General features: G+C 72.2%; 16 protein-coding genes. 8 read left to right on the top strand and 8 right to left on the bottom strand.

What is annotated here, in order from left to right:
* Positions 1–213 precede the first annotated feature (213 nt).
* Together OG992_RS10710 and OG992_RS10705 are read left to right on the top strand one after the other, a co-directional pair.
* Positions 214–1,062, top strand: coding sequence for a C39 family peptidase (locus tag OG992_RS10710; protein ID WP_238686282.1), 849 nt, complete (start codon positions 214–216; stop codon positions 1,060–1,062).
* Positions 1,063–1,185: 123 nt separating this feature from the next.
* Entirely contained in the window at positions 1,186–1,932 is a 747-nt protein-coding gene (locus OG992_RS10705) for an alpha/beta fold hydrolase (protein WP_266303121.1), read from the top strand.
* Positions 1,933–1,937: 5 nt separating this feature from the next.
* Here the strand turns inward: OG992_RS10705 and OG992_RS10700 are convergent, their stop codons facing one another.
* The 4 genes from OG992_RS10700 to OG992_RS10685 all read right to left on the bottom strand — a co-directional run bounded on the left by OG992_RS10700 (position 1,938) and on the right by OG992_RS10685 (position 7,010).
* Positions 1,938–3,608, bottom strand: coding sequence for a CDP-glycerol glycerophosphotransferase family protein (locus tag OG992_RS10700; RefSeq protein WP_266303120.1), 1,671 nt, complete (start codon positions 3,606–3,608; stop codon positions 1,938–1,940).
* A gap of 34 nt (positions 3,609–3,642) precedes the next feature.
* Entirely contained in the window at positions 3,643–5,160 is a 1,518-nt protein-coding gene (locus OG992_RS10695; protein ID WP_266303119.1) for a bifunctional cytidylyltransferase/SDR family oxidoreductase, read from the bottom strand.
* Between the two features lie 145 nt (positions 5,161–5,305).
* Positions 5,306–6,082, bottom strand: coding sequence for an ABC transporter ATP-binding protein (locus OG992_RS10690; protein WP_112585647.1), 777 nt, complete (start codon positions 6,080–6,082; stop codon positions 5,306–5,308).
* Positions 6,083–6,116: 34 nt separating this feature from the next.
* Positions 6,117–7,010, bottom strand: a complete 894-nt coding sequence (locus tag OG992_RS10685; protein ID WP_266303118.1) for an ABC transporter permease — start codon at positions 7,008–7,010, stop codon at positions 6,117–6,119.
* A 180-nt stretch (positions 7,011–7,190) separates the two neighbouring features.
* Here OG992_RS10685 and OG992_RS10680 point away from each other — a divergent pair, with 180 nt between their 5' ends.
* The 3 genes from OG992_RS10680 to OG992_RS10670 all read left to right on the top strand — a co-directional run bounded on the left by OG992_RS10680 (position 7,191) and on the right by OG992_RS10670 (position 12,399).
* A complete protein-coding gene (locus tag OG992_RS10680) occupies positions 7,191–7,823 on the top strand; it encodes a TetR/AcrR family transcriptional regulator (protein WP_238686278.1) in 633 nt (210 codons plus the stop codon).
* A 145-nt stretch (positions 7,824–7,968) separates the two neighbouring features.
* Complete coding sequence (locus tag OG992_RS10675) at positions 7,969–10,101, top strand: DUF6077 domain-containing protein (RefSeq protein WP_266303117.1); 2,133 nt, start codon at positions 7,969–7,971, stop codon at positions 10,099–10,101.
* A 540-nt stretch (positions 10,102–10,641) separates the two neighbouring features.
* Positions 10,642–12,399 carry a CDP-glycerol glycerophosphotransferase family protein gene (locus OG992_RS10670; RefSeq protein ID WP_238686276.1) on the top strand — a complete coding sequence of 586 codons (1,758 nt, stop codon included), beginning with the start codon at positions 10,642–10,644 and terminating at the stop codon, positions 12,397–12,399.
* A 106-nt stretch (positions 12,400–12,505) separates the two neighbouring features.
* Here the strand turns inward: OG992_RS10670 and OG992_RS10665 are convergent, their stop codons facing one another.
* Entirely contained in the window at positions 12,506–12,844 is a 339-nt protein-coding gene (locus OG992_RS10665; RefSeq protein ID WP_238686275.1) for a DUF952 domain-containing protein, read from the bottom strand.
* A gap of 113 nt (positions 12,845–12,957) precedes the next feature.
* Between OG992_RS10665 and OG992_RS10660 the strand changes: the two genes are divergently transcribed.
* The 3 genes from OG992_RS10660 (at position 12,958) to OG992_RS10650 (ending at position 15,463) form a co-directional block, all read left to right on the top strand.
* On the top strand, positions 12,958–13,269 hold the full coding sequence (locus OG992_RS10660; protein ID WP_238686274.1) for a hypothetical protein: 312 nt from the start codon (positions 12,958–12,960) through the stop codon (positions 13,267–13,269).
* A 97-nt stretch (positions 13,270–13,366) separates the two neighbouring features.
* Complete coding sequence (locus tag OG992_RS10655; RefSeq protein ID WP_091401433.1) at positions 13,367–14,023, top strand: response regulator transcription factor; 657 nt, start codon at positions 13,367–13,369, stop codon at positions 14,021–14,023.
* Between the two features lie 9 nt (positions 14,024–14,032).
* Positions 14,033–15,463, top strand: coding sequence for a HAMP domain-containing sensor histidine kinase (locus OG992_RS10650; RefSeq protein ID WP_266303116.1), 1,431 nt, complete (start codon positions 14,033–14,035; stop codon positions 15,461–15,463).
* Between the two features lie 10 nt (positions 15,464–15,473).
* Here OG992_RS10650 and OG992_RS10645 read toward each other — a convergent pair whose 3' ends face one another.
* The 3 genes from OG992_RS10645 to yaaA form a co-directional block, all read right to left on the bottom strand.
* A complete protein-coding gene (locus OG992_RS10645) occupies positions 15,474–16,430 on the bottom strand; it encodes a TAXI family TRAP transporter solute-binding subunit (protein ID WP_266303115.1) in 957 nt (318 codons plus the stop codon).
* A gap of 64 nt (positions 16,431–16,494) precedes the next feature.
* Positions 16,495–17,247 (bottom strand): hypothetical protein, encoded by a 753-nt coding sequence (locus tag OG992_RS10640; RefSeq protein WP_266303114.1) that lies wholly within the window; start codon positions 17,245–17,247, stop codon positions 16,495–16,497.
* Between the two features lie 106 nt (positions 17,248–17,353).
* Positions 17,354–18,151, bottom strand: a complete 798-nt coding sequence (yaaA, locus tag OG992_RS10635) for a peroxide stress protein YaaA (RefSeq protein ID WP_238686270.1) — start codon at positions 18,149–18,151, stop codon at positions 17,354–17,356.
* Positions 18,152–18,190: the final 39 nt, after the last annotated feature.

Genomic DNA, 18,190 nt, shown 5'->3' with positions numbered 1-18,190 from the left:
TTCCACCCCTCGGCTGTTCCCTCGCCTCCACGGCGCGGCGGTGCACCCGCTCATTCGTCCCGTGACGGTGAGCTGACCCCCGGGTCATCGCCTTCCCCGCCCGGCCGCGCCGGGCGTTCCCCTGAGCGGTTCACCATCCGCGGACCACGGTCCGCGCGCTGGCGCCTGCCCGGATACCGGTCCGGCCCCGGTGTGCCGCTCTCCCCCCGATCCGTGGAGGACCCCGTGAAGCACACCCTGCAGCGTCAGCTCCGCCGCCTCGCCACCGAGCGCCCGTACCAGATCGTCGCCGCCTCCGCCGCTGCCCTCGCGATCGCCACCACCACCGGCGCCCTGCTCACCACTGCCGACGAAGCCCCGGCCGGCCAGCGCACCGCGACCACTGTCGCCGAGATGCGCAGCGACCTCACCGCCTCCCGCGGCGAGGCTCGGGACGCGTCCCCCTCGGCCAGCGCCGCGCCGACCACTGCCGCGCCGGCCACCAGCGCCGCGTCGCCCGCAGCCAAGGCCAGCAGCAACCCGGACCTCACCCGGAAGCCGGAGCGGCCGAAGCCGCCCGCGACCAAGGTGCTCGACTACGACTACGAGGCGCAGAACACCTACTACAACTGCGGCCCGGCTGCCACCCGGAACGCGCTCAGCGCCGCCGGCATCGACCGCACCCAGGAGGACCTCGGCGCCGAGCTGGGCACCACCGAGATGGGCACCAACTCGGCCGAGGACACCACCCGGGTGCTCAACGCCGAGGTGAAGGGCTCCCCGTACCGGACCCGGATGTTCCCCGGAGCGCCCAGCCCGGCCCAGATGGACCGGCTCCAGGCCGACGTGGTGAAGGCCATCACCGACGGTCGGGGCGTGGTGGCGAACGTCGTCGGGGACGCCACCGACACCGACGGCGGCTGGCACTCCTACGGCGGCGGGCACTACATCGCCGTCGTGGGCTACAAGGACAACGGCCGCACCGTTCGGATCGCCGACTCGGCGAACCCGGCCGACCCGTCGTACTGGATCACCACGATCGACCTGGCCAACTGGATCACCAGCCGGGGCTACTCCGCCTGACCCGGGCACGCTGACCGCCGCGGGCGCCGTCCTCCACAAGGGGCCGGCGCCCGCGGCGTTTGTGCGCGCGGTCCGGCGTCGACGGCTCTCGTACCCGACAGTGAACCGTGGGAGACTGCGGCCGTGGTGGAGAAAACGGGTGGTCACGTCGGCCGCAGGCCGGTCCTGCTGCTGCTGCACGGCATGGGAGCGACCGGGGACGTGTGGTTGCCCTGGGCCCCGTACCTTGAGCAGCACTGGCCCGGTCGGTGGCTGGCACCGGACCTCGCCGGCCACGGCTGGGCGTCGCCGCTGCCGTCGTACTCCTTCCCGGGCTTCGCTCAGCAGATCGCGCAGGCCCTCGCCCCCGATGACCGGCTGGTAGTGCTCGGGCACTCGCTGGGCGGGGTGGTCGGCCTGGTGCTTGCCGCCCGCGACGCCGGAACGCCGGTGGACGCGGTGGTCGGGCTGGGCATCAAGGCACTCTGGTCACCCGCTGAGCTGGCCCGCGCCGCCGAGGTCGCCGCCCGACCGGTGAGCTGGTTCGCCAGCCGCACCGAGGCGGCGCGCCGCTACCTGCGGGTCTCCGGGCTGGCCGGCCTGGTCCCGCCGGACGATCCGGTGGTGGACGCCGGGCTGCGCCAGGTCGACGGCCGGTGGCGCCTCGCCATGGACCCGGCCGCCTTCGCCGTCGGCGAGCCCGACCTGGCCGCGCTCCTGGCGGCGACCGACGTGCCGGTGGTGCTGGCGCGCGGGGAGAACGACCCGATGGTCACCGACGAACAGCTCAAGGAGTACGGCGTACCGGTGGCCACGCTTCCGGGTCTCGGGCACAACGCGCACGTGGAGGACCCGGCGGCGGTGCTGGCGCTGCTCGACCCGTACCGCTGATTCGGTTACGCCGGTGTGGACGCGGCCAGTGTCTGAGCCGGTGTCAGCTCCCGGCGGGCGGCGGTCAGGAACGCCTCGGCGTACGCCTCGGCCGGGAAGTCACCCAGGTAGCGGCGGCGGGTGGCCCAGCGAGCCTCGGCCAGCGGATCGGTGTCCAGCAGGGCGGTCAGCACCTCGTCCACGTTGGACATGTCCCGACGCAGCACGTAACCCGACCCGGCCAGCGGGAACCGCTCCACGAACCGGTCGCCCTCGTCGCCCATGTCGGTGACCGCGTACGGCTTTCCGGAGTAGAGGAAGTCCGAGATCACGCCGGACACGTCGGAGACCAGCGCGTCGGCGGAGTTGACGCACTCGGTCAGACTCAGCTCCCGAGCCGCCGCGCCGACCACGTGCTGGCGGCCGGTGCGGGCCCGGTCGGCGACGAGCAGTTCGGTCAGGCGGCCCAGTTGGCGGGCCGATGCCGGGTTCTGCGTGGTGTACGGGTGGGCTCGCAGGATCACCGTCGCGCCGCGCTCCAACAGTCGGCGCAGCAGGCTTTCGGCCACCGGCAGCGAGCAGTAGTCGGCGTCGGCGTGGTGCCCGGTCCAGGTCGGCGTGTAGAGCACCGTCGGGTGCCCCAACCCTCGTGCGGGTTCTGGGCGTACCTCGATCGACTCGACCTGCGGGCGACCCACCACCACGAACTTGTCAGTCGGGATCTGCACTCCGGCGCGGGCGTACCTGTCGATCGCCGCCTGCCCGGCTACGAAGATCCGGTCGAAGATTCCCGACACCGGGTTCGCGCTCGGCGCCTTGTCGCTGTCGCCGTGGTGCAGCTGGATGTGGGTGAGCTGGGTGAAGCGGACGCAGTGGCTGTTCTTCGCACCGTGGTTGACGTAGAACGCCGCCCGCAGGCTCGGCACCAACGCCTCGTCCATCGCCCCCAGGGTGGGGCAGTAGACCACCGGCGCGTCGGTGGCCGCCGCGATCGGGGCCAGGAACTCCGGCTCACGCAGCACGACCAGGAACGGCCGGCCGATCCGTTGCAGGTACGGCAGCCACATGGTGACCTGGTATTCCGAGCCCGGAGGCGCGGAGAAGTAGAGCAGGAACTCCGGCTGGTGCCGGCGCAGCGCTGCGGCCACCGACCCGCCACCGACGCGCGGCCGGAACCGTCGCCGGGCCAGGTCCAACGCGACCGCACCGGCGCCCGCGCCGACCAGCAGGCTGGCGGCCAGCGCCACACCGGCCGGGAGGGCGAGCGTGGCGGCGAGCGCCAGGGCGGCGAGCAGCCCGAGCAGGGCCGTGCCGAGTTGGTCGGCGATCAGCGGCGTCCAGGCGCGTACCGGCAGATTGGCAGTTCTGATCTCCAGACCGCCGGCGGTGCGCAGCGGCCCCACCAGCAGCACCAGCCCCAGCAGGACCAGCCCGGTGGCGACCAGCGCGAGGTTGAGCCCGTCGTCCAGCCGCCGGGAGTAACCGACCAGGATCGCCGCGGCGATCAACGCGGTCTCCGCCACCAGGTCGGCGCTGGGCCGGATCCGCTGCTCAGCGGCCGAGGCGGCCAGCGCGGCGACGGCCAACGCCAGCCCCCAGCCGGTGGCGCCGGTCAGCGCCAGCACGACGAAGGCCAGCACGGCCAACCCGGTGGTCAGGCACCGGGCGGCCAGCTTTCGGACCAGGTCGCCGCGCAATGTCGCTCCGTTCGTGGTTCGGCAGCCGTCGGCGTCAGTTGGCGGACGTCGCGCCGGCCGGTGCCTCGACCCGACCCGACCCGGACTGCGCCGGCACGCTCGGCGTGGGCCCGTCGCCGGGTGCCCGGCGTACGTCGATCACCTGACCGGTCAGGTCGGAGATCAGCACGTCCAGCGACGACTGGGCGACGGCCTCCGCGGCGAGCAGGGTGTGCTCCGGCTCCTCGCCGAAGGCCCGCGTCCGCATCGGGGTGGCGGTGCGCTCCGGGTTGATGCAGTTGACGCGCACGCCCACGTCGGCCCACTCGTCGGCGAGCGCCTGGGTCAGGTTGACCAGGGCGGCCTTGGTGGCCGAGTAGAGCGCGTAGCGGGCGCGGCCCCGGGTGTAGGAGCTGGACGTGTAGAGCAGCAACTGGCCCTTGGTCTGCTGGAGGTACGGGAGGGCCTGGCGGGCGATGGTCACCGGGCCGACGAAGTTGACCTGGAGCAGCCGGTCCATGGTCTCCTCGTCCATCTCGGCGAGGGCGCCCTTCTCCAGGATGCCGGCGGTCACCACCACGTGGTCGATCCGGCCGGTGGCCTCGAAGGCGGTCGTCAGCGCGGCCTCGACGTCAGCGGCCCGCTCCACGTGGGTGCCGGTGCTGGAACGGCTGAACGGGAAGACCTGGGCGCCGTAGCGGCGGGCCAGCTCGGTCAACTCGTGGCCGATGCCGTAGCTGCCGCCGAACACCACGATGGTGCGGCCGGTCAGCTCCTCGCTGTAGCTGCGGTGGTCGGTCAGTCGGGGGGCCTGCGCGGCGGCGAGCTGGAAGAGCTTGTCCGCCAGGTGTACGTCGACCGGGTGGGTGACCTTGATGTTCTCGTCCGAACCGTCGATCACCTTGATCGGGGTGCCGGGAAGGTAGCGCAGCACCACGCCACAGTCGTCGGTGGCGGCGAAGTCCGGGTCGTCCTCGGCGATCTGGTACGCCGCCCGGATCGTGGGGGAGCGGAACGCCTGCGGGGTCTGACCACGGCGCAGCCGAGAGCGCACCGGGATGTCGGTGATGCAGTCGTTGTCGTCGACCTGGATGATCGTGTCCGCGGAGGGGATGGCCACGTCCACGGCGTCGTAGCTCCAGAGCGCGTTGACGCACTCGCGCACGATCCGGCCGCTGAGCAGCGGGCGCACCGCGTCGTGGAAGAGGATGTTGCAGTCTTCCGGGCCGACAGCGTCCAGGGCGATCCGGGTGGTGGCGTTGCGGGTGTCACCGCCCTCGATCACCTTGGTGACCTTGCGCAGGCCGGCCTTCTCGACGATCTGCTGGGCGTCCTCGACGTGGCCGGTGGCCATCAACACGATGATCTCGTCGATCTCCGGTGCCGCCTCGAAGACCGCCAGGGTGTGCTCGATGATCGGCTTACCGGCGATCTTCAGCAGCTGCTTCGGGATGCCGAGGCCCAGCCGGGTCCCTGTGCCGCCGGCCAGAACCACCGCCACTGTCCGCGAGGGCCGCCACGGCGTCGGGGTCTCCGCTTCGGCGTCCGGGCCAGGGGTCTGGTCCTGCGTCATTGCCGGATCCTCACTCTCAGGGATGCGTTAACGGAAGGTTCCGCCCGAGCGGCGACGGAATGAACCTTAACGCGCGGACCGCGTCGCCCCAACGCGGGCGACGCGGTCCTCAGGTGCATGTCGGTGCCGGACGTTCGCCGGAACTCTACTTGCTGTTCGCGTACGCCTCGTACGCCCGGATGACCTCGTCGGTGGGGCCATCCATCCGGATGACGCCCGATTCCAGCCAGATCGTCCGTTCGCAGGTGTCCCGTACGGAGGAGAGCTGGTGGCTGACCAGGAACACCGTCCCCGCGCCCTCCCGCAGCTCCCGCACCCGCTGCTCGCTGCGCCTGCGGAAGCCCTTGTCGCCGGTGGCGAGCGCCTCGTCGATGAGCAGCACGTCGTGCTTCTTGGCGGCGGCGATGGAGAACCGCAGCCGGGCCGCCATGCCCGACGAGTACGTCCGCATCGGCAGGCTGGCGAAGTCACCCCGCTCGTTGATCCCGGAGAAGTCGATGATCCCCGCGGCCTGCTTGGCCACGTCGTCGGGGTGCATCCCCATGGCCAGGCACCCGAGGACGACGTTGCGCTCCCCGGAGAGGTCGTTGAGCAGGGCGGCGTTGACGCCCAGCAGCGACGGTTGCCCCTGGGTGTGGATGGCGCCCCGGTTCACCGGCAGCAGACCGGCGATGGCCCGCAGGATGGTGGACTTGCCGGAGCCGTTGCTGCCGATCAGCCCGATCGCCTCGCCCCGGTACGCGGTGAACGAGATGCCCTTGACCGCGTGCACCTCCCGGACGTTCGGCGCGTGGGTGCGCTTGACCAGCCGGCGCAGCGCGGCCACCGGCGTGGTGCCACCGGCGGCACCCTGGTGCACCCGGTAGATGATGTGCGCGTCGTCCACGACCACTGTCGGGATGCGCTCCTGGGTTCGGGTCATCGTCGCGCTCGCCTCGGTGGGGGCGTCGAAGTGATCAACCACGGCCGTACTCCTGTTCGCCGCGCCAGAAGTAGATGAAACCGCCGATGCCGGCGACCAGCGCCCAACCGGCGCCGACCAGCCAGAGCTGGGCCAGCGACTCGTTGAGCAACGGCGCCTCCTCGAGCAGCGAGTACCGTGCCAGCTCGATGTAGACCAGCAGCGGGTTGTACTGCACCAGTGTCGTCGCCCAGCCGGGCAGCCGGTCGAAGAGGCTCACGCTGTAGAGGACGCCGGAGCCGTACATCCAGGTCCGCATGATGAACGGCATGACCTGCTTCAGGTCGCTCGACTTGGCGCCCAGTCGGGCCACCAGCAGCACCACTCCGGCGTTGAACACCGCCTGCAGCAGCAACGCCGGCACCAGCAGCAACCACTCCCAGGTGAGTGGCTCGCCGGTGACCAGCACGATGCCGACCAGCACCACCATCGAGGCCAGCAGTTGCTGGAACTGGGTGATCGTGGTGGACAGCGGCAGGCTGGCCCGGGGGAAGTGCAGCGCCCGGATCAGCCCCAGGTTGCTGCTGATCGACTGGGTGCCGGCCAGGACCGCGCTCTGGGTGAAGTTGAAGATGAACAACCCGGTGGTCAGGTAGGCGATGAAGTTCGGGATGCTGTTCTGTGCGAGCACCACCCCGAAGATCAGGTAGTAGACCGCCGCGTTGGTCAGCGGGGTGAGCACCTGCCAGAGCTGACCCAGCTTGGCGTTGCTGTACGAGGCGACGAGCTTGGCATTGGCGTACGCGGCGATGAAGTGCCGGTAGGCCCAGAGTCGGCGGCTGTACTCGACGAGGCTGGGTCGCTCACCGGCGACCCGTAGCCCGTGCCGAGCGGCCAGCTGCGCCTGGGTCAGGCCCGTGTCGGGGTCGACCAGCGCGGTGGTGGCCATGGAAATGGCGCTCCGATCTTTCGTGCAGACGGGGGTTGCTCGCGACGATCGAATCCTAGTGGGAAATATGCGCGGGGCGCCGCCTCGTCGCTGCGAGGACAGTAGTCCGAAACACGTCGGGACGCAACCGTACCGTCGTTGCGCTACGCTGTCCGGCGTGACCTGCGATAAGAGCCCTCGATGACCACCGAAAAGAGGCGGGCACCGGCCGGCGCGGCGGTGCTGCGCGACGAGATCACCACGGCCATCCGCCGGGCGCTGATGCAGGAGCTCGCCGCTGTCGGCTACGGCCGGCTCTCCATCGAGGCGGTGGCCCGGCGGGCCGGCGTCAGCAAGACGGCAATCTACCGACGGTGGAGCTCGAAGCTCGACCTGGTGCTGGAGGTCGTCGCCGCTGCGGCACACGGCAAGCTCCCCGCACTGGACACCGGCACGCTGCGCGGTGACCTCGCGCTGCTGTTCCAGGCGGTGGCGCACGCGCTGCGCCACCCACTGGCGTCGCAGATCATTCCGGATCTCCTGGCCGAGGCCGCCCGCAACCCCAGCATCGACGCGACGCTGCGTCAGGTGCTGCACGCCAGGCAGCAGGAGATCGGCGGTCACCTGGTCACCCGGGCCGTGCAACGTGGCGAACTGCCCGCCGACACGGAGCTGGACGCCGCCGTCGACCTCATCGTGGGGCCGCTCTACTGGCGGCTCGCCATCGCCCGTCTCCCACTCACCGACGGCTACCTGGACCGTCTGGTCGAGTCCGTCGTCGCCGGGATGGGCGCGAACAGGGCCCTGTCGGCCCCGCGAGCGGCTCCGATCTGAGGCTGACCGAGCCCGCGACACCCGCCGAACGGGGGCCCGGAACCCCGGTTCGCCTCCGCTAGGCTGCCCCCTTGACACCCGGCTGTCACCGAGCCGACACCCGCTTTTCGCCCCCTCATCCGCCGCCGGACGACAAGGACGACCCGTGACGAAAGTCGAAGACGCTGTCGTGGCGCCAGCGCCAGCCGACCGAGAGAACGCCCCGACTGCGGACGCCGCAGCGGAGGGCGCCAGCCGATCCGGGCGCGGCCTGAATCTGATCGGGCGACTCAACGCCGGTGTGGCCGCCGCACCCGTGCTGTTCACCGACGCGGCGGTGGTCGCTTTCGCCCTCTGGACTCTGCTCTACCACCTCAACCTCGGCCTCGACCTGCGTCCCTCCGTTGTCTTCCTCGGCTGGGTGGCCCTGCTGCCGATCGTGGCGTACGTGTCCCGGAAGCTCCGGCGGCGTGACACGAGAGGCCGACTCACAGACGACGAGCCGGCGGACACGCCGGCCGAGGCGCCCGCCAACCGGGTAGCGCTGCTGCGCCGGTACGCCCTGCCCATCGGCAGCGCGCTGGGTGCGGCGCTGTTCGCGGCCCTCGGCACCGGCATGGTGACCTGGTGGTTGGCGGCCGCGCTCGGCCTGGTCTCGGTCATCTCGGCGTGGCTGGCCGTGCCCCGTCGCGGTGGGCCGACCGACGCGGGTGCCGCTCCGGTCAGCCGAAAGACCACGCCGAGGCAGGGCTGGGTGGTCCTCGTCGTGTCGCTGGCCGCCGCCTACTTCGCCACGCTCATCGGCCGTGTCTCCCTCGACGACGTCTTCTACGTCGGCAAGTCGGTCTGGGTGGCCGAGCGGGACGAGATCCCCTTCCGGGACTTCCTTTTCACCGAGGGCGTCCTGCCGGCGGGCTCGGCGAACCCGCCACTGCCGTCCTTCGAGGTCTTCATCGGGGCGATGGCGCGCGTCCTGCACGTGCACGCCGCGACCGCGACGTGGTATCTGCTCCTGCCGGTGCTGGCCGTCTTCGCGATCTTCGCGCTGTGGCGACTCGTGCAGCGGTGGGCGCCGCGCCGTCCACTGGTCGCGTTCGGTGTGGCGGCGGCCTACATCCTGCTCGTGGCCTACTACGCCGACTCCCTGAACACCTACCACCTGCCGCGGTTGACCCAGGGCAAGAGCGTCTTCGTGCACGCGCTCATCCCACTGGCCTGGGTGTATCTCACCGACTACCTTGAGCGCCGTTCCCGACGTGCGCTGATCCTGCTCGCCCTGCTCTCCGTGGCCAGCGTCGGCTACACCACCACCGCCGTGATGCTCCTGCCCCTGCTCGGCGCCGCGGCGGCGGTCGTGCTGCTGTTCACCCGGCGAGTGCGGGAGGCCGTCCTGTGCTTCGCGGCCGTGTCGCTCTACCCCGTGTTGTCCGGCGCGCTCGTCCAGGTCCTGCGGGGCGGGATCGAGACGACCGTCGCCACCTATACGCCGCTGCTGCCGCTGCGGACCATCTACGAGCTCACCCTGTGGCTCGGCATCCTCGGTGTCATCGCCGGGCTCGCCGTGTGGTGGTCGCCCCTGGTGCTCCGCGCGGGCGCGCCCCGTCAGCTCGCCGCCGGTGCCGTGCTCGCGGTGACGGTCCTGATGATTCCCGGCCTGCTGAAGCTCGCCGGTGACCTCAGCGGTCTGCGCGCGGTGCTCTGGCGGGTGCCGTGGATCCTGCCGGTGCCGGCGCTCGTCGGCATGCTGGCCGTCATCCGGCTGCCCGGGTTGGCCCGAGTCAATCGCGTCCTGGCCTTCGCGCTCCCCGCCGTGCTGGTGTGCGCCTTCTACACCCAGGGCAAGCCGATGTGGACCGACGACCTGGTCCAGACGAAGCCGACCTGGCGGATGCCGGAGGCCCGTAAGGCCTCGTCCTTCTGGATCAAGAACCTGGACAATCGCCCACCGGGCCTGGTGCTCGCGCCGTCGTCGGTCATGCGGGCACTCCCACAGGTCACGACCGAGGTCCGGGTGGTGCTTCCCCGTGACCTCTACCTCACCGACTACGGGATCGACACGGAGTTCTCCCAGGACCGGCTGCTGCTGGCGAGGTTCGCCGACGCCGATCGGACCGTCTCGATCTACGAGGTGGACGCCGCGATCCGCCGGGTGGGTGTCAGCCTGGTCTGCGTCTGGAAATCCAACACCCTCGTCGCCGACGCCGCGCCGTACCTCGGCCTGGAGCGGATCGCGTCGCGCAACCCACCCGGTGCGATGTACTGCTACCGCACCACCGCGTCCCCGACCGCTGGCCGCTGACCTGCCGGAACATGTCCACACCATGGCCAGGACGCGCGCCGCGTCCGGGCCATGGTGTGTCGGCCCCGGCCCAGCGTGTGGGCGCGCCGGCATCGGTGGCGGGCCGCTCATCGTCTCCACCACCGACGGCTGGCCGCTGTGGACCTCAGGAAGCCCACCGCCGTCGGCGCTTCGGGGTCCGCGCCCGGTACCAGCTTCGGGTCCGCTTCCTCCCGGGTGGCCGGTGCGTCGGTCACCAGGGCGGTTTGTCCTTAAGCTGTGTCGATACCCGAGTGACGCCCGCCCGTCGTCTCGCGTTAAGGTCGCAGTCAGTGACTGGGGCCCGAGCAGACAAGTTCGGTCGCCACTTCCTGACAAACTGCGCTGCGGACCTGGGGCACGGCATGTGACCTGCGCGGAAAGGTCGACCGGCGTCGTCCGGTCGGAGGCTACGCGCCATGCCGGCCGACAGCCCCGGGCCGCAACCGCAGTGCCGCCGAGGTTGACGTCGACCACACCACGGGCTCAGCCCGTCATGGAACTCGTAGGGAGCGAACTCGTTTGTTCGGCACGTTGACAGGACGCCTCGGGGTGGCCGCCCAGAGTGCGCTACTGGTACTGGCCTACCTGGTCATGCTCGTCGGTGGCGTATTCGGTTGGATCGGCCTGTTCGCCGTCGCCGGGTTGGCCGCCATCATCGGCGAGTTCGCCGTCGCCCGCTGGTCACCGCCGTCGCAACTGCTGTTGGAGAAGGTGGGCCTGCACTGGTCGTACCGGCAGCTGACCCGCGACCTCGCCGCCGTGTTGCTGGTCGTCGCCGAGGTTCGGCTCAGCGGCGGCGAGCTGACCCTGCTGCTGGTGCTGCCGGCAGCGGTGTGGGTCGTGTCGGTCTTCGCGGGTGCGCTCTCCACCATGATCGATCGTCGTAACCCGCTCTCCGCCATGGTGCGCAACATCGACCTGGGTCCACTGTCCGGCGCCCCCCAACCGCCTGCCTGGGCGGCGGCGGTCGCCGGTGACCGGATGCCGCTGCTCAACCTGCTGCTGGTGCCGGCCGGCGTGGCCGCCGCGGTGCAGCACGATTCGACGCCGTTCTTCGTGGCCGGCGCGGTGGCGGTCGTGGCGACCGGCCTGGTGGGCGCCATCATCGCGCTGACCTGGCTGCGGGGTCGGGGTGCCGGGCAGGGTCCGTTGCTGCCCGCGGTGCAGCGCTGGCTGGACAACTACCGGCCGGAGGTGGCGCTCTACTTCGCCGGCCCGGCCAAGGACGTCTACCAGGCGAACATGTGGCTCGCCCCGACCGAGGCGCTTCAGCAGCGCGCTGTGGTGCTGATGCGCAGCCGCGAGGCGTTCCTGGAACTGGCCGACACCCGGCTGCCGGTGATCTGCGTACCGGCCGGGGTCGACTTCATGAACCTCGACCTCGGCGGCATCCGCGCGGCGCTCTACTCCGCGAACGTCGGCGCGAACATCCACATGCTCCGCGAGCCGGGTACGAAGCACGTCTTCGTCGGGCACGGCGACAGCGACAAGCAGGCCAGCGTCAACCCCTACAGCAAGGTGTACGACGAGGTCTGGGTCGCTGGCCTGGCCGGCCGGGAGCGCTACGCGCGGGCCGGCGTGGGGGTGCTCGACGCGGACATCGTCGAGATCGGCCGGCCGCAGCTCGCCGGGGTGCACACCTTCGGCGCCGAGTCGGTGGACCGGCCGTTCACGGTGCTCTACGCGCCCACCTGGGAGGGTTGGCTCGACGACGACCCGTACCACACCTCGCTGGTGCTGATGGGTGAGCGGATCGTCAAGGGGCTGCTCGCCACGAATCCGCGGGTCCGCCTGATCTACAAGCCGCATCCGCTCACCGGTTCGCGGTCCAAGGCGGCGAAGGGCGTGCACGACCGGATCGTCACGGCGATCCGCGCGGCCGGCGGCAACCCGGACGCGTCCTCGCTGGACGGCACCGCGCACCTGGTGGTCACCGGCCGCACACCGGGTTTGTTCGACTGCTTCAACCAGACCGACCTGCTGGTCAGCGACGTGTCCAGTGTGGTGTCCGACTTCGTGCAGAGCCAGCGGCCGTACGTGGTGGCCAACCCAGCGGGCCTGTCGGAGGACGATTTCCGCCGCGAGTTCCCGACGGCGCGGGCCGCGTACCTGCTCTCGAAGGACTGCGGCGAGCTGGAGAAGATCGTGTCGGTCACCCGGGCCGGTGACGACCCGATGACCGAGGCCCGCCGGGAGCTCAAGACCTACCTGCTCGGCCCGGCCGAGGCGAACCCGATGGACCGGTTCCAGCAGGAGATCGCCAGGCTCTGCCACTGAGCCCCCGTCCCTTCGGCATCGCGCCCGGCCCGACACTGTCGGGCCGGGCGCGTCCGTGTCAGCCAGCAGAGCGGCCACCGGGTCAACCCAGCAGTGCCGCGACCGGTCAGCCCAGCAGGGCGGCCACCGCGTCGGCGGCCGGAAGGTCCGCCGGCAACGCCCGCGACTCCGCCACCGCCGCGACCGGCAGCGGGCCGTACACGTGCGGGAAGAGCTGCCCGCCGCGCGACGGCTCCCAGCGCAGCGCGTCGCCCAGTCGCTCCTCCTCGACGCTGAGCAGTGTCAACCCGGTCGCCCCGGTGAAGTGCCGCCGCGCCGTCTCGACCACCTGGTCGGCGCCGGAGAGGTGGATGAACCCGTCCTGCCGGTCCACCGCGGAGCCGGTGAAGGCGCCGGCGGCGAGGGCGTCGTCCCATTCGGCGTTCGACAGCAGTTTGTAGATCACCACAGCAGCGTACGGGGCAGTGGTCGGCGCGCCCGCCCGGTTTTCGCCGGTACCGCCGCGCCCGTCGCCTCCCGCCGGGCATGCTCAGGTCACGGGCCGCGGAGGGATGGGCGATGAAGAGCTACGACGATGACTGGACCGACAGCCAGCGCGCGTTGTACGACGAGTGCTACCAGGCCGGCGGTGAGTGGGCCGACGACCCGGACACGTCGTCCGACGACGTGCAGCACGTGATCAACCTGGCCGAGGCGGACGACGACGCCTTCCAGGACGCCGAAATCGACTATCCGGCCCTGGTCGACGCGGTCACCCAGGCCAGCGGGGTCAACGTCACCAGCGTGCCGGCCAGCCACGAGGACCCGGGCTTCCGCGGGTTCACCGACGGCGTCCGGGACGCCACCGCCGACGACACCTTCGGCCTGTAGCGGCCGGCTGCCCGCCCAGCGCGGGTGGGCGGCCTCCCGGTCCGCGCGCACTTCTGCCACCATTCGCAGAACAGCGCTGCGAGGGACGGGGGCACGGGTGCGGATCCTGCTGGTGGAGGACGACCGCCGGGTGGCCGCCGCGCTGTCCTCCGCCCTCACCCGCCGGGGGTACGAGGTCGAGCACGCCGCCACCGTCGCCGCCGCGCTTTCCGCCGCACCCTGTGACCTGGTGCTGCTCGACCTGACCCTGCCCGACGGGGACGGCACTGACCTGTGCCGGGAGCTGCGTCGGCGCAGCAGTCAGCTCGGCATCATCGCGGTGACCGCCCGGGGTGAGGAACGTGACCGGGTGCTGGGTCTGCGCCTGGGCGCTGACGACTACGTGGTCAAGCCGTTCTCGATGGTGGAGTTGCAGGCCCGGATCGAGGCGGTGTTGCGCCGCGCCGCGAACGCGGCGCCCGAGCGGCACCTCATCGAGGCCGGGCCGGTCCGCATCGACGTGGCCGCGCGGACGGTGACCGTCGACGGCCGGGCCGTCACGTTGACCCGCAAGGAGTTCGACGTGCTGCTCTCGCTGGCCCGCCAGCCCGGGGTGGCGGTGCCCCGCGATCGGATCCTGCTCGACGCCTGGGGCACCACCTGGGCCGACCGGCACACCGTCGAGGTGCACGTCGGGTCGCTGCGCGGCAAGCTCGGCGACGCCCGCCTGGTGGAGACCGTGCGCGGCGTCGGCTACCGGCTGCGCGACGCGTGAGGAGCTGACGTGCGCCGTCGCCTGGTGATCAGCTATCTGCTGCTGATGGTCCTCGTCCTCATCGCGCTGGAGACCCCACTGGCCGCCACCATGGCCAGCCGCGAGACCGAACGGGTCCGCGCCGACCGGCTCGCCGACGCCACCCGGTTCGCCTCGCTGGCCGGCCCGGCGCTGCGCGACGGCGGGCCCGGCCCGATCGAGTCGGAGCTGACCAGCTACGACGACCTGTACGCGATCAGCGCCGCGATCGTCGACCGGGACCGGAACATCCCGGTCTCGTCGCCGAGGTGGCAGGCCAGCCCGGGGACCGCGACGGTGCTGGACGTCGCCCTGTCCGGGCAGCAGACCAGCGCCCCCGAGTCGGTCTGGCCCTGGACGACCGACCCGGTGATGGTGGCGGTACCGATAAACGACGGGGGTGAGGTGCTCGGAGCGGTGGTGATCGTGACCCCGGCCGGTCCGATCCGTCGAGCCGTCATCGCGTGGTGGCTGTTGCTCGCCCTGGCCGGTCTGCTCGCCGTGCTGGCCTGCGTGCTCACCGCGTTCGGGCTGGCCGGTTGGGTGCTGCGCCCGGTCACCGAACTGGACGCGGTCACCCACGAGATCGCCGAGGGCGACCGGGGCGCCCGGGTGCAGCACCGGTTGGGACCGCCGGAGCTGCGCCGCCTCGCGGCCAGCTTCAACCACATGGCCGACGTGGTCTCCGACGTGATGGACCGGCAGCGTGCCTTCGTCGCCCACGCCAGCCACCAACTGCGCAACCCGCTCACCGCGCTGCGGCTGCGGGTGGAGGAGTTGGGGCCCAGCCTCACCGACCCGGACGGTCGGTCCGAGCACCGGCTGGCCCTGGAGGAGACCGACCGACTCGCGTTGGTCCTCGACGCGCTGCTCACCCTCGCTCGGGCCGAACGGGAGGAGAACGAGCGCGTCACAGTCGACGCCGCCGCGGTGGCCGCCTCCCGGGTGGCCGCGTGGGCGCCGCTGGCCCGGCACCGGTCGGTCGCGTTGCGGCTGGCCACTACCGACGCCCCGGCGTACGCCCAGACCGTGCCGACCGCCGTCGACCAGGCCCTGGACGCCCTCATCGACAACGCGGTGAAGTTCAGCGGGGCAGGCGGGGCGGTGACGGTGACGGTGGCCAGCCGCGACGGCGGGGTGGCGCTGGAGGTTAGCGACTCCGGCCCCGGCATGACCGAGAGTCAGCTCGGCCAGGCCACCGAGCGGTTCTGGCGGGCCCCGGACGCGCAGAACGTGGACGGCGCTGGGCTCGGTCTGACCATCGCCGCCGTGCTGGTGGACGCCTCGGACGGGCGGCTCACCATGCGCCCGGGGGAGTCGCGGGGGCTGATCGCCGCCCTGTGGTTCCCGACGCCGACCCTTGCGGTGGAGTCGGCGGAGGAGGAACCGGCCGCCGACCTGCGCCCCTCACCGGCACTGTGAGGCCCGGCCGTCACGGTTTGGTGGCGCGGTACCAGGACGCGGCGCCCGGGTGCAGCGACAGCGGCGCGGTGACGATCGCCGAGCGGGGGCTCATCCGGCCCGCCGCCGGATGGGCGGCGGCCAGCTCGGCCCGGCGTTCCATCAGCAGCCGGGTCACCTCCCGGACCAATGGCTCCGGCAGGTCGGCCCGGACGATCAGGTAGTTCGGGTCGGCGACGGTGGTCACCGCGTCCACCCCGTACACCGAGCGGGGGATGTCCCGGGAGACGTAGACCTGGCCGTAGCGCGAGCGCAGCGGCTCGGTCCACTCGCTGAGGTCCACGATCCGGATGGCGCTGGCCTCGGCCAACTCCTCGATGCCCCGGACCGGCAACCCGCCGGAGAAGAAGAACGCGTCGATCCGCCCGGAGCGCAGCGCCGCCACCGAGTCGTCCAGTCCGAGCCGCTCCCGCCGCACCTCGTCACCACCGAGGCGGGCCACCTCCAGCAGCCGGGTCGCGGTGATCTCGGTGCCCGAGCCGGCCGCGCCGACGGAGACTCGCCGGCCGCGCAGGTCGGCGACCGTGCGGACCGGGCCGCCGCTCGTGGTGACCAGGTGCAGTTGGTCGTCGTACACCCGGGCGACGGCGTCGACAGTGGGGCTTCCCGCCGTGCTGGTGGGCAGCACGTCGGCCTGGGTGAAGCCCAGCTCGGCCCCGCCGGCGCCGACGAGTTGAACGTTCTCCGCGGAGGCGGCGGTGATCACCACGCTGGCCCGTACGTCGGGGAGTTCCCGGTTGAGGATGGCCGCCAGGGACTGCCCGAACGCGTAGTAGACAGCTGTGGGGCTACCGGTGGCGATCCGGATCGACGTCGGCTCGGTCGGGGCGTCCCGGCAGCTGGCGACGGCCAGGTTCGCGATCAGCAGCACCGTCGACAGGGCGGCCAGGCCGGCGCGGCGGGACGAGGTACGACTCACGCGGTGCACTGTGCGCCGTCGGGCGGGTGCGCGCAAGCCCGGGTTGGCGAGGTGCCGGACGGTCGGAACCCGCTCAGCAGGCCGCGCGACCTGCCGGCGCCAGGCCCGCGCCCCGCGCCGACGTCGGGGTCACCCCGCGCGTCGTCGCCGTCCCGGGTTCCGCCATCGGGCCGCGCGCCGGCTCCAACGCCGCGCTGCGCAGGATCCGTTGCCGGTCCGGGCCGTCGGCCACGCTGACCAGGAAGCAACCGGTGCCGGGGCGGAGCCGGGCCGGCACGTCGAGCACCGCCGCGCCCCGGATGAGCACCGCGGCCAGCTCCCGGTCGGTGAGCCGGACACCGAGGATGTGCCGGCGGACGTGCCGCCCGGCGGCCAGCAACGCCGAGCGCCAGGCTGCCTCCGCCAGGCGGGTCACCAACCGTCGGCGGGCCGGTGAGGCGCCGGGCAGCGGCCCGCCGAGCAGCTCGCGTCGCCCCTGCCACCAGCCCGCGTCCAACATCCGGGTGTACGCGCCCTGGTGCTCCCGGGGCACCCACAGCCGGTGCAACTCGTAGCGGCGACGCAGGCCGCCGACGGCCACCTCGTGGGTGACCGGGATGTCCAGCCGGTTGAGCAGTTGCCGCATCCGCTGCGCGGCGTCCTCCCTGTTGAACTCCACACCGGCGGTGTGCTCGGCACGGATCGCGTTGGGCCGGGCGGCGGTCGGTGGCGGCGTGCACCGCAGCAGGCAGGCAGCCTCGAACGCGTCGCCCAGTGTCAGCCAGCCCAGCGGGGATGGGGTGGTCGGGGTGTGGGGCCGGTCGAGCACTGCGGGTTCGTGGGTCAACGGAGGCTCCCTTGTCGGAGTCTGGGTTGCCCTACCGTGGCCCCTGCCACGCCGTTACGGAACCGGTCCGGCCCAGCCTTGAGCAAATCTTGCGGCTGCGGCGCCCCTACAGGTCGGTGACCACCAGATCCACCTGCCGCACCCGGCCCGCGGCGGTGGCCTGCTCCAGCACCGTGTGCTTCAACTCCCGCAGGGTGCCCACCAGCTCCGCCGCGGTGCGCGGCCGGGCGCCGGCGACGAGCAGGTCCCGGACCAGACGGCCCTTGGTCGCCTTGTTGAAGTGGCTGACCACCGAGCGGACCAGCACGCCGTCGACCTCCCGTTCGTGCAGAACCCGCACGGTGACAGTGCGTTCGGCCAGCTCGCCGCGCGGCGTCCAGGTGGCGGCGTACGCGCCGGAGCGCAGGTCCAGCACCGGGCCGCGCCCGGCGGCGGCGTCCACAGCGGGCGTCAGCTCCTTGCGCCAGTACGTCGACAGCGCCCCGACGTCGGGCAGGCGGGCGCCGATCGGGCAGCGGTACGGCGGGATCCGGTCGGCCAACCGGACCGCGCCCCACAGCCCGGAGCTGATCAGGATCGACCGGCGGGCCGCCCGTTGCGCGGTGGCCGGCAACGAGGCCAGGTCCAGCGCCTCGTAGAGCACACCGGTGTAGAGCCGCTCGGCCGGTGCGGTGGCCGCTTCCCGCAGTCGGGCGTTGCGCCGCAGCTCGCCCCGCTGGCCCTCGCTGAGGCCGAGTGCCGCTCGCGCGGCCTCCTCGTCCGGCCCGGCGCTCAGCGTCACCAGGGCGTCCAGCACCCGCTCGCGGGCCGGGTTCAGCTCGGGCAGCGAGAGCCGGTCCGGGGCCCAGCGCCGCCCGGTGCCGGCGTCGGCCTTCCCCTCCGAGGGCGGCAACAGGATGAGCATGGGTCTCCTCGACGGGCGAAACGGCGGCGCCCCACGCGC

Source organism: Micromonospora sp. NBC_00362 (assembly GCF_026342155.1).
Classification (GTDB): Bacteria; Actinomycetota; Actinomycetes; order Mycobacteriales; family Micromonosporaceae; genus Micromonospora; species Micromonospora hortensis.
This window is presented reverse-complemented; position numbering and strand designations above follow the sequence as displayed.